Below are 11,832 nucleotides of genomic sequence, written 5' to 3' on the forward strand. Positions count from 1 at the left end.
AACCTTTTGTAAAACAAAAATTAGATAGTTCTCCATTTTGCTGGTCCAGTTGTATGAATAGAGTTACCTTCTGTATCAACAGCAACAGTAACAGGCATATCAACTACATCAAATTCATAAATAGCTTCCATTCCAAGTTCTTCAAATGCCAAAGTTTTTGCACCTTTAATTGATTGAGAGATTAAATAAGCTGCTCCACCAGTTGCAATTAAATAAATAGATTTATACTCTTTTATTAAATCAATAGTTGGTTGTTTTCTTTCAGCTTTTCCAATCATTCCCATGATACCAATTTCCATCATATCTTTAGTAAATTTATCCATTCTTGTTGATGTTGTTGGTCCTGCAGGTCCTACTACTTCATCTCTTACAGGATCAACTGGTCCAACGTAGTAAATAAATCTGTCTTTTAAATCAACACCATTTGGAAGTGGTTTTCCTGCATTTTTGTATTCAACAATTTTTTTATGAGCTGCATCACGTGCAGTTAAAATTTTTCCTGAAAGTAATAAAGTATCACCTGATTTAAACTCTTGTAATTTTTCTTTTGTTAAATCTGCAATATTTACTCTTTTAATAGTATCCATTGGTAATTCAATATCTGGCCATAAATCTAAAGATGGGTTTTTAAATATTGCAGGTCCATCACCTTTTAATTTAAAGTGAATATGTCTTGTTGCTGCACAGTTTGGAATCATAGCAACTGGAAGTGAAGCTGCGTGACATGGATAATCTAAGATTTTAACATCTAAAACAGTTGTTAACCCCCCTAAACCTTGTGCACCAATTCCAACTTTATTGATATCTTCATAAAGTTTTAATCTTAATTCTTCTAAAGCATTTTGAGGACCTCTTGCTTTTAATTCATGAATATCAACATGCCCCATTAAAGACTCTTTTGCTAAAAGCATTGCTTTTTCTGGATTTCCACCAATTCCAATACCTAAAATCCCTGGAGGACACCATCCTGCACCCATTTGTCTAACATTATCCATAACCCAATCATAAATTGAATCACTTGGATTTAATACAGCAAATTTAGATTTATTTTCACTTCCTCCACCTTTTGCAGCAACTGTAATATCTAATTCATCAGAATTATCAGTTGTTATATGAATAACTGCTGGAGTATTGTTTTTTGTATTTGTTCTTTTTCCTGCTGGATCTGCAACTACAGAGTATCTTAAAGTATTATCAGGATCTGTATAACCTTTAGCAACACCTGCATTTAAAATGTCTTCTAAGTTTCTTGAAATATCTAAATTAGCTTTTAAACCAATTCTTATAAAAATATTTACACTTCCTGTATCTTGGCAAAGGGGTCTATGACCCATAGCACACATTTTTGAATTTATTAAAATTTGCCCAATAGCATTTTTAGCTGATTCAGATTGCTCTTTTTCATACGCTTCAACCATTCCTTTTACGAAATCTTCTGGATGGTAAAACGAAATATATTGACAGGCAGATGCAACTGAATCTATAATATCTTGTTCTGTGATTTTTTTACTCATAAATTTTCCTTTTTTTGTTTAGAAATTGGATTATTATACCAATGCACTTATGAAAATACTCTTTTTTTTTATTCCAAAAAAGAGAATATTTAGAAAAAGTGTTTAGTTTTGATATATCAAAAATTTTATCTAGAAATAGTATGTTAAGAAAAGAAACAAAAGCCCTAAAGGGGCTAATGTTTAAAATATTAAGCAAAGAATCTTTTTTCAGTTTCTTCCATTAATTTAGCACCAGAGAATTTAGCTCTTTGTACTAATTCCCAAAAGTATCTATAAGTTGCTCTATCATGTAATTCACCATCGTATTGGATTGGTCCCCACTCAGCATCTTGTGCTTTAATTAAGATATTTTGAGCAGCTTCAAGTTCTGTAAAGTCTGGTTTCATTGCATCAACAATAGCTTGTACTTGTGTTGGGTAAATTGACCACATTCTCATAAATCCGAACTCATTTCTTGCTCTTTCTGCATCTTTATAAGTTTGGTATGGATTTTTTAAATCTAAAGTAACGTTATGTGCAGGAATAACTTTATTTTGAATAGCAGCTTGTGCAACTCTAGCTTTTGCAGCACCAATTAATCTGTGATCAAATTGACCTGGACTTCTCATATTAATAGCTGGAATTGCTCCTTGGTATCCTGAAACGAAGTCCATTAATCCAAAATCTAAAACTTGTAACCAAGGTAATGTAGCAATTTTTTCTACATCTTGTAATGCACCATGAGTTTCAATTAATACGTGAATTGGAATTTCTCTTTTAATTCCAGCTTTTTTTGCAACTGCTTGAATATACTCAATTTGAGTTTTTGCATCTTCATAACAAGTTGATTTTGGTAAAGTGATATATGCTAATTTTTCACCAGCACCAGGAACTAAAATATCAATGTCTTGTCTCCAATCTGGGTGTGAATGGTCGTGAATTCTAGTTCCAGCCATTGCATATGGATTTTCAGCAGAATTAACAACTCTTACAATCATATTAGCATGTTCAACTTCTTTACCAGTTTCAGCACCATCTTCGCAGTCACAAGTAATATCAAAAACTGGACCTAATTTTTTTTGCATTTCAAAACCTTTTAGGATTAGCTTTTCGCTTCCTGCAAAGTGTTCACAAGTTGGGATGATTGGTAAAGATTTACCATTTTCAAATAAAGCTTCGCTTGGGTGTGTCATATTTTTCTCCTTAAAATTTGGTTCCCAATTTTAAAGGAACCTTCATATTGAATGACTACTTTTTATCATAATTTATAAAAGTAGCAAAATCCTAAAGGAAGCGACGAGTCGCTTCTTTTCATATTAACCTATTTTTTTGTAACTTTTTTTGGGATTACAATAGTGTAATCTAAATCAAGTACTACATTTGGTAGATACTTACCATCTTCACCTTTTGGAGTTGGAGTCTCTTTTGGAGTTTGATTTTTTAATCCAGTAGTTCTTACCCTTAATAGTCCAATATCTTCTCTATTTACTTCAATTTTTTCTAAAATTTCAGTATATGCATAAATAGTATCACCAGCATACGTAGGATTAGCATGAGCTCCACTATTTATAGCACATACCCATTGTGCATTTTGTAAACCATTAAATGAAATAGCTCTTGCCATTGAAATAATGATTCCACCATACATTAGTCTTTGACCCATTGGTGTACTTTTCATCATATGGTCATTGAAATGTACTTTTGCATTGTTTTGGTATAACTTAGTTGCAAGTGTATGATCACTATTATCAACAGTTATCCCTTCAGGATGGTCAAGTCTTTCAGCTATTTCATAATCTTCAAAGAAATATTTTCCACCAGTTGAATCTGTATCAACACATTTAATAGTAGGAATATTAATTTGTGAAATTGGTGTTGTTCTTGCAAAAGTTGGAACTTCATTTACTCCACTCAAATTTGTGTGGTCTTTTTTATGAACCATTACCCATCTTTTAAAATCAAGTACAACAGCACCATTTTGATTTACACCAATAGAGTGAACATAAACAACTCCACTTTTACCATTTGAATTCTCTTTTAATCCAATAACAGTTGAAGTCATACTTACTGTATCTCCAACATATACAGGATTAGGAAAAGCCATCTCTGCATATCCTAAATTTGCAATTGCATTTAAAGAGATATCTTGTACAGATTTTCCAAATGTTAGGTGAAACATTAAAATATCATCAAGTGGTCTTTTTTCATATCCCATCTCTTTTGCTACTAAATCAGAAGAGTGTAGAGCAAATCTAGAACCAGTAAAAGCGATGTATAAAGATACATCTCCTTCACTTATTGTTCTAGGAAGTGGATGAACTATTTTTTGACCAATTGAAAAATCTTCAAAAAAATTACCCATATTTATTTTAGACACTTTCTCTCCTTATTTACCAAATAGATTTTGACCTAAAGCTTTGTATGTTTCATACAATCTAATCATTTTTCTAGCCCATTTGATTTTTGAAGAATCTACTAATTTATCATTATGTAAAATTACTTCTTTTCCTTCTTTAGTTGCTTCTTCATATTTTGCTATCATATCTTCATAATCTTCAACTTCAGATTGTTTAGGAGTAAAAATATCATTTATATACTCTATTTGAACAGGATGAATTAAACATTTTCCATCAAATCCTAAGTTAAATGCATCTTTTGTTGAATCTTCACAAGCAAACTCATCTTTAACATCAAAATGTGGACCATCAATTACAGTTTTTCCATACGCTTTAGAAGCTAGTGCAATTTGTGATAGATAGTTAAACATTGCTTTTGAACCTCTTTTTATGTCTATTTGAAGTCTATTTGCAAGTTTGTTTGAACCAACAACAACAACTTCAACTTGAGGACTAGCTGCACAAATTTCATGTATATTTAAAACTGCAAGAGGAGTTTCAATCATAATCATAAGTGTAAGATCAGGATTTACTTCATTTATTAATTCAACTGCCTCTAAAACATCATCTTTTGATTGAATTTTAGAAAATAATAATCCATCTAATTCAATCTCTTTTGCTAAAGCTAAATCTTTTTTTAAATCTTCACTTCCAAGATTATTTATTCTTAAAACTCTTTCACTTTCACCAAATTTTGAACCTTGTTCTTTATAAACTTCTTTTATTGTTTGTCTAGCAACTTCTCTTTGTTCTTGTAAAATTGCTTCTAGGTCAAAAATTACTGTATCAGCTAGAACAGTTTTTGCTTTTTCAACATTATGTTTATTATATGAAGGAATAAGTAACATAGATCTTCTTGCTTTATACTCAACTATTTCTTGTCCAGTGATTTTCGCTTTTTCTAAATCATTTAAATTTTTAACTAGTTGTTTTCTTAGAACCTTACCATTTTTAGTTCTTGGATAATCTTTCATAGTAAAAATTCTTTTTGGTGCTTTATATTTTGCTAAATTTGCTTGAGAGAATGCTAAAATCTCTTCTTCTTGCTCTTTTGTTAAATCAGCATGACCAACAACAGCAATAGCAACTAAAGTTTTCTCTTTTTCAATATCAAGTCCAAAAGCAACACAATCAGCAACTAATGGGTGAGTTTTTACAACTCTTTCAATTTCATGTGGACTTACTCTAAATCCAAATGTATTGATAATATCATCTTTTCTTCCGATAAACCAAATATATCCATCTTTATCTTTTCTAGCATAATCACCTGTGAAAAAATATCCATCGTGTCTTGATTTTGCAGTTTCTTCTTCTAATTGCCAATACTCTAAGAATAATCCTGGATCATCTTCTCCAATACAAATCATTCCTTCTTCTTCTAATCCAACTTCTTCTAATGTTTCTGGATTTATAAGTTTTACAATATGTCCTGGTTGTGGGAAACCTGCACTTCCTGGACGAATTGGATTATATTTTGAGTGAGAAATATAATAAGAACATTCACTCATTCCAATTGCTTCATAAATATCTTGTTTAAATCTTTCTCTCCAAAGTCCTAACATCTCATCTGATAAATGCTCTCCTGCACTCATGCAATATCTTAAACTTGGACAATCATCAAGTGTAAAATCTGTTTTTTGGATGATTTGTCTATAAATTGTTGGAACTCCAATAAAAATAGTACATTGGTGTTTTTTTATTAAATCAATCCAAGTTGAAGCATCATTTGCACCTTCATAAGCAATAACTGTGTGCCCATTATATAATGGATCCATAAGTGCAGAACCTAAAACATATGTCCAGTTAAACTTACCAGAGTGCATAATTCTATCATTTTCTTTAAAATCAAACCAATAATCAGTTGCTGGTTTTCTTCCAACTAATGATCTATGAGAGTGTAAAACTCCTTTTGGATAACCAGTTGTTCCTGATGTATATACTAAATATGCAGGTTCACCAGATTTTGATTTATAGTGGTTTGGTGTTGTATCTATTGTTTTAAAAATTTGATTTAATGCGTAAACATTTATATCTTTTGGTTTTTTTAAATCTTCAACACTATCAACTCCTGCAACAACAATAGTTTTTAAGTTATCTAAATTTTCTAGATATGGAACTAAATTTTCATACATAGTTGCACTTAATACTATTGCTCTTGCTTGTGAATCTTCTGCAAGATATTTAACTTCACTACCACTTAAAAGTGTTGAAGTAGGTACTGCAATAATTCCAGCTTTCATAGTTCCAAAAAATGAAATAGGGTAGGCTAAAGAGTTTTTTAAACATACTAATACTCTATCTCTTGGTTCTAATCCAATTCCTGTAAAGAAGTTTGCAACTTGGTCAGATTTTTTTGCTAATTCTTTATAAGTTATTTCATCAGTTCCAAGTTTATCATCTTCAATAACCATAGCAATATTATTTTCTTTTGTTGTTCCAATATGTGCTGATGTACAAGCAACACCAATGTTTAAAAATTCTGGTACTTCTAATTTAACTAATTGACTCATTTTAAAACTCCTTAAAATTTTTACAGTTGACCATATGGCCAGTTTTCTTTAAATGTATGAATTGGCATTTTATTCAATACAGATAATGCAAATAACTCATCTTCTTTTGTTAAACTATTTAAAGCATAAGCTCTTAAAATGTTTTGTAAAGATTTTCCAAACATTGGAGGATCTAACATCTCACCTTCATATCTAATAGCACCACTTAAAAGTGCATCAGCTTCAATAGCAGCTTTTAAAATAGCTACATCTTTTGCAATTTCATTTGGACTTGGAGTAAATGCAACTTTACAAATATTAATATGGTTTGGAGTAATAACTTGTTTTCCAGTTAATCCCATAGCATTTTCTCTAATAGCATGAGCATAAACATGTCTACTTGCTTCATCTCCATGTAAATCTAACCATCTTCTAATATCTTTTTTCTCAACACATGAATCAGGTAATGAATGAGGTGTAAGCATAACTTCAACTCCACCAATTACACCTTTTCCTTTAATTCTTGCTTCTAATGTAAGAATATTAAAGAATGTTTGTAATTCATCAATCCATCCTTTTGGAGTGATTTTATAAGCCATTGCTTTTGAAAAATCGTGAATACCAAAAACGATATGTTTTACAGTTGAATAATCCATCAATCTATCAGCAATTTGAAGTGATTTTGGATGTTCTATAATTGGTTGAATTGTTAATTTACTTCCAATTGAAACTAACCAAGAAGATAAATCTCTGATTTCAGCACTTCCATAAATTTCTCCAGCTTTTGCTAAAACGATTACATCAATGTATTGGTGAATTTGTTTTAACATTTTTAAATCTTCTTCATACTCTTCAGTTCTAAATGGATTTATTCTTACAGCTATTTGAAAATTTCTTTCAGGGAATTTTGGTAATTCTTGAATTAATAACTCTCTACTCATAGCTTTTTGTCTACAACCATCTTCTAAGTCAAATAATACTGTATGAGCTTTTGTTTTATAAGCATGTTTTTGTAATCTCAATTTTGCTTGTTCCATACTTTCATATGTTCCATCAAGTGGATTAAACTTAATTGGTGGATAATAAATTTGAATACCAGGCCAATAACCACCTAATACTGGTGTCAAATCATCGTTTGCCGTTAATTTAGATAAATCTATTGTAGAAGTCATCATATATCACCTTTCATAATATTTTATATATTTGTTTTTATTCAAAAGAATTTATTCATAAAAACTAATAAAGAATTTATACACAAATTAAAATGAATTATTTTTATGGCTTTTAAAATAGCAAATAAATTTAAGCTTAAAATAATAATAGTGTTTCAAAGCCCTACAATAAGGGAAAGGAAACTTAGAAAAAAGTCAAAAAGTCTAACAAAATGATAAAATTCTCTTAGACTTTTTATATAAAAAATATAAAAATGTAAAAAAAATTAAAGAATTTTATAAATCTTGTAAAAAATTTAAGTTACCAAAGTAATCAATTAAAAATGGTTTTGATACTTTTTCAAAACTATCAGTATCTTTATGTAAGTTTATAAAAAATTCAAAATCTATATTTCTATTTTTTAAAGCTTCTATTGAAAGTAGTGTATCATTTATACAACCAAGTTTTGATGGAGTTATTAAAAAAGCAAGACTATCAAAAATCTTTATCAAATCTATCATAAAAATATCTTTTTTAAGTGGAACCATAAGTCCTCCAGCTCCTTCTATTATTAATATGTCACAAAAAGATTGTAAATATTTTTTCTTCTCTTTTAAAAATTCTATATCTATAATAGTGTTATTTGAGGCAACATATGGAGCTGCTGGGAGTTCAAATTGATAAGGAACAATATCATTTATAGAAAGTTTTTCAAAATTTGGATTTAATTTTTTTACTAATTCAAACATTTTTGTGCCATCAAGAGGTTTATTATTTATAACTCCTGTTTCACAAGGTTTGAAATAACCAACTTTTAAACCATTTTTTGCAAAATAGTTTAAAAACTTTTCGCATGCATAAGTTTTTCCTACATCTGTATTTGTAGCACTGATAAATATAGATTTATTTTTGTAATTAGCAATGTCATTTTTCATAATAATCTCTTTTTTGTTATAATAGGACGTTTTTTAAAAAAATGATTTTATCATAGTAAAAATAATAAGGGTTTGATGTGGGTAATGAAATAGAAGTAGAATTAAATGATGAATTAGATTTGCAAGAGCCAAAAAAATATAATGTTTTTCTTTTAAATGATGATTATTCAACTATGGATTTTGTAATAGATGTTTTAGTAAGAGTGTTTAGAAAATCAACTCAAGATGCAACAGAAATAATGTTAAATATTCACAATAATGGAAAAGGATTATGTGGAATTTATACTCATGAGATAGCTTTTACAAAAGTTACTCAAGTAAAAACAATGGCGAGAGAAAAAGGTTTTCCTTTAAAAGCTGTTATGGAAGAAGAATAAAATGATAAGCAAAGAATTAAGACATATTTTTGCACAAGCTGTAAGTTATGCAAAAAGTAGTAAACACGAATATTTGACAGTAGAACATGTTTTTTTAATGTTGATTAATGATCAAACAATTGAAAATCTTTTTATAGATTTAGGTGTTGATACAAATATTTTATTTAATGAATTAAAAAGTTATATAGATGAAAATACTCCTTTACTTCCAAAAGATGTAGATGATGAACCAATAGAAACAGTATCTTTATCTTCAACGATAGATTATATGGTTTCTCATACTCAAAGTAGTGGAAAAACAAATGCAAATGTTGAAGATATGTTTGTAGCTATTTTAAAAGATGAGAAGAGTTATTCTACATATTTATTAAAAAAATATGGAATACAAAGAGTTGATATACTTGAAGAGATTTCTCATAAAGATGAAGATGAACAAAAAAATGATGAAAATAGTGAAAATGAAAAAGTTTTAGATAAAAATTCTAGTGAATTAGTTTCTATTGCAAAAAAAGGTGAAATTGATCCTGTAATTGGAAGAGATAGAGAAATTTCAAGAGTAATTGAGATATTAAGTAGAAGAAAGAAAAATAATCCAATACTTGTTGGAGAACCTGGAGTTGGAAAAACAGCAATAGCTGAAGGTTTAGCTTTACAAATAGCACAAAAGAAAGTTCCAGAATTTTTATTGGATTCTAAAGTTTTTTCACTTGATATGGGTTCTATGATTGCTGGAACAAAGTACAGAGGGGATTTTGAAAAAAAATTAAAGAGTTTATTGAAAGAAGTTTCAAAAATAAAAAATGCAATTTTATTTATAGATGAAATTCATACAATTGTTGGAGCAGGAAGTGTTGGTGGGTCTGCTATGGATGCTTCAAATATTTTAAAACCAATGCTTGCAAATGGAAAATTAAGATGTATTGGTGCAACAACTTTTAGTGAATTTAGAAATGATTTTTCAAAAGATAAGGCACTTAGTAGAAGATTTGCAAAAGTTGATGTTGAAGAACCAAGTATTGAAGATTCTATTTTGATTTTAGAAGGTTTAAAATCAAAATATGAAGAATATCATGGTGTAAAATATTCAAAAAGTGCAATACAAAGTGCAGTTGAATTAAGTAAAAAGTATATAACAGATAGATTTTTACCTGATTGTGCTATTGATGTTATTGATGAGGTAGGCGCAGCTAAAAAAATTAATTTAGCAACAACTTTAAAAACAAAAGCAGAAAGTAATATAACAATAACTTCAAAAGATGTTGAAGAAATAATTTCAAAAATGGCTCATATTCCACCAAAGAGTGCAACAAAAACAGATTTAAGTTTATTGAAAAATTTAGAAAAAAATATGCAAAAAAGAGTTTTTGGACAAGATACTGCAATTTCAACTATTGTACAATCAATTAAAAGAAATAAAGCTGGATTAGGTTTAGATAAAAAGCCAATAGGTAGTTTTTTATTTACAGGTCCTACTGGAGTTGGAAAAACAGAAGTTGCAAAAGAGTTATCTTTACAAATGGGAATACATTTTGAAAGATTTGATATGAGTGAATATATGGAAGCTCATACTGTTTCAAGACTTATTGGAGCGCCTGCTGGTTATGTTGGATTTGAACAAGGTGGACTTTTAACAGAAGCTATTAGAAAACATCCACATACAGTTTTATTACTTGATGAAACAGAAAAAGCTCATCCTGATTTAATGTCAATTTTACTTCAAGTTATGGATAATGCGCAATTAACAGATAACAGTGGTAATAAAGCAGATTTTCAAAATGTTGTTTTAATTATGACATCAAATTTAGGTGCAACTGAAGCAAATGTAATGGGATTTGCAAAAAATGAAAAACTAAATGAAAATAAAGCAATAAATAAATTTTTTGCTCCTGAATTTAGAAATAGATTAGATGCAGTTGTAACTTTTGATTCATTAAGTATAGATATAGTTGCAAAAGTTGCAGGTAAGTTTATAGAAGATTTAGAAAAACAATTAGTTGATAAAAAAATAAAAATTGAAATTAGTGCAAAAGCTAAAAAAGAGTTAGCAATATTAGGTTATGATAAAGCAATGGGTGCAAGACCATTAAATAGAGTTATTTCTGATAAAATCAAAAATCCTTTAACTGATGAAATATTATTTGGAAAGCTAAAAAAAGGTGGTATTGTGAAAATTGACTACAATAATGAATTTATTTTCAACTTTAACAGTTTGTAACACGATTTTTATACAATTGTTTGGTTATAATTGCGAGATTAATTTAAAAAATATAAAAAGGGAAAGAAATGAATAGAATTTTATTGGGTTCAGCTATTGCTGTATTGTTACTTTCAGGATGCACAGAAGATAAAAAAGAATCTTCTACTCAAACAGTAACAAAAGAAGAAACAACTCAAAAAACAAATGAAACTTCAAATAATACAGTTGCAGAATCAACTAATAAAATTGTAGAAGAAAAAAAAGCTGAAGTAGTAAAAGAAAATATAATTAAAGATAAAGTAGATGAAGAAGTTCAAAATACACAAGAAATAGCTGTTGTAACTCCTGATGGTGAAACATTATATAAAGTTTGTGCTTCATGTCACGGACAAAAAGCAGAAAAAGAAGCTCTAGGAAAATCACAAGTTATTGCAGGTTGGGATAAAGAAAGAATTATTACTGCTATGAATGGATATAAAGATGGAACTTATGGAGGTATTATGAAAAATATCATGAAACCACAAGTTGAAACAAAAACTGATGAAGAAATAGAAATATTAGCTACATATATCTCAAATATAAAATAAGACATATAAAAGGAAATATCCTTTTATATGTTTAAAATATTAAATTTCATAATTTAAGTAAAAATTAACAAAAAATCTCTTGACAAAAAGAGAAAAAGGTATTATAATTCCCGTCCAATTTAAGAGAATAAGTTAAAAAAGATTCCGGCATAGCTCAGCGGTAGAGTAGATGACTGTTAATCATTTGGCCCCTGGTTCGAACCCAG

At 29.0% G+C, this 11,832-nt stretch carries 9 protein-coding genes; 3 read left to right on the forward strand and 6 right to left on the reverse strand.

Annotation, left to right across the window (positions count from 1 at the left end; genetic code table 11):
* Positions 1-20: 20 nt before the first annotated feature.
* The 6 genes from B0175_RS04965 to bioD all read right to left on the reverse strand — a co-directional run bounded on the left by B0175_RS04965 (position 21) and on the right by bioD (position 8,465).
* Entirely contained in the window at positions 21-1,514 is a 1,494-nt protein-coding gene (locus tag B0175_RS04965; RefSeq protein WP_108527550.1) for a fumarate hydratase, read from the reverse strand.
* 188 nt (positions 1,515-1,702) lie between these two features.
* Positions 1,703-2,686, reverse strand: coding sequence for an HpcH/HpaI aldolase/citrate lyase family protein (locus B0175_RS04975; RefSeq protein WP_108527552.1), 984 nt, complete (start codon positions 2,684-2,686; stop codon positions 1,703-1,705).
* Positions 2,687-2,814: 128 nt separating this feature from the next.
* Positions 2,815-3,870: a MaoC family dehydratase gene (locus tag B0175_RS04980; RefSeq protein WP_108527553.1), complete on the reverse strand. Its 1,056-nt coding sequence runs from the start codon at positions 3,868-3,870 to the stop codon at positions 2,815-2,817.
* A 9-nt stretch (positions 3,871-3,879) separates the two neighbouring features.
* On the reverse strand, positions 3,880-6,399 hold the full coding sequence (locus B0175_RS04985) for an aldolase/citrate lyase family protein (protein WP_108527554.1): 2,520 nt from the start codon (positions 6,397-6,399) through the stop codon (positions 3,880-3,882).
* A 20-nt stretch (positions 6,400-6,419) separates the two neighbouring features.
* The gene (locus B0175_RS04990) at positions 6,420-7,553 is read right to left on the reverse strand and encodes an HpcH/HpaI aldolase/citrate lyase family protein (RefSeq protein ID WP_210004274.1); all 1,134 of its coding nucleotides are present in this window, start codon (positions 7,551-7,553) and stop codon (positions 6,420-6,422) included.
* A gap of 273 nt (positions 7,554-7,826) precedes the next feature.
* A complete protein-coding gene (gene bioD, locus B0175_RS04995; protein ID WP_108527555.1) occupies positions 7,827-8,465 on the reverse strand; it encodes a dethiobiotin synthase in 639 nt (212 codons plus the stop codon).
* A gap of 77 nt (positions 8,466-8,542) precedes the next feature.
* Here bioD and clpS point away from each other — a divergent pair, with 77 nt between their 5' ends.
* From clpS to B0175_RS05010, 3 genes are all read left to right on the forward strand, one after another.
* A complete protein-coding gene (gene clpS / locus B0175_RS05000) occupies positions 8,543-8,842 on the forward strand; it encodes an ATP-dependent Clp protease adapter ClpS (RefSeq protein ID WP_108527556.1) in 300 nt (99 codons plus the stop codon).
* A 1-nt stretch (position 8,843) separates the two neighbouring features.
* The gene (gene clpA, locus B0175_RS05005; RefSeq protein ID WP_108527557.1) at positions 8,844-11,057 is read left to right on the forward strand and encodes an ATP-dependent Clp protease ATP-binding subunit ClpA; all 2,214 of its coding nucleotides are present in this window, start codon (positions 8,844-8,846) and stop codon (positions 11,055-11,057) included.
* 68 nt (positions 11,058-11,125) lie between these two features.
* A complete protein-coding gene (locus B0175_RS05010) occupies positions 11,126-11,626 on the forward strand; it encodes a c-type cytochrome (RefSeq protein WP_108527558.1) in 501 nt (166 codons plus the stop codon).
* Positions 11,627-11,832: the final 206 nt, after the last annotated feature.

The organism is Arcobacter lacus, assembly GCF_003063295.1.
Taxonomy (GTDB): domain Bacteria; phylum Campylobacterota; class Campylobacteria; order Campylobacterales; family Arcobacteraceae; genus Aliarcobacter; species Aliarcobacter lacus.

Excerpts from the sequence above, each read along its gene's own strand:
- B0175_RS04965 (WP_108527550.1), bottom strand. The coding sequence starts at position 1,514 with ATGAGTAAAAAAATCACAGAACAAGATATTATAGATTCAGTTGCATCT.
- B0175_RS04975 (WP_108527552.1), bottom strand. The coding sequence starts at position 2,686 with ATGACACACCCAAGCGAAGCTTTATTTGAAAATGGTAAATCTTTACCA.
- B0175_RS04985 (WP_108527554.1), bottom strand. The coding sequence starts at position 6,399 with ATGAGTCAATTAGTTAAATTAGAAGTACCAGAATTTTTAAACATTGGT.
- B0175_RS04990 (WP_210004274.1), bottom strand. The coding sequence starts at position 7,553 with ATGATGACTTCTACAATAGATTTATCTAAATTAACGGCAAACGATGAT.
- bioD (WP_108527555.1), bottom strand. The coding sequence starts at position 8,465 with ATGAAAAATGACATTGCTAATTACAAAAATAAATCTATATTTATCAGT.
- clpA (WP_108527557.1), top strand. The coding sequence starts at position 8,844 with ATGATAAGCAAAGAATTAAGACATATTTTTGCACAAGCTGTAAGTTAT.
- B0175_RS05010 (WP_108527558.1), top strand. The coding sequence starts at position 11,126 with ATGAATAGAATTTTATTGGGTTCAGCTATTGCTGTATTGTTACTTTCA.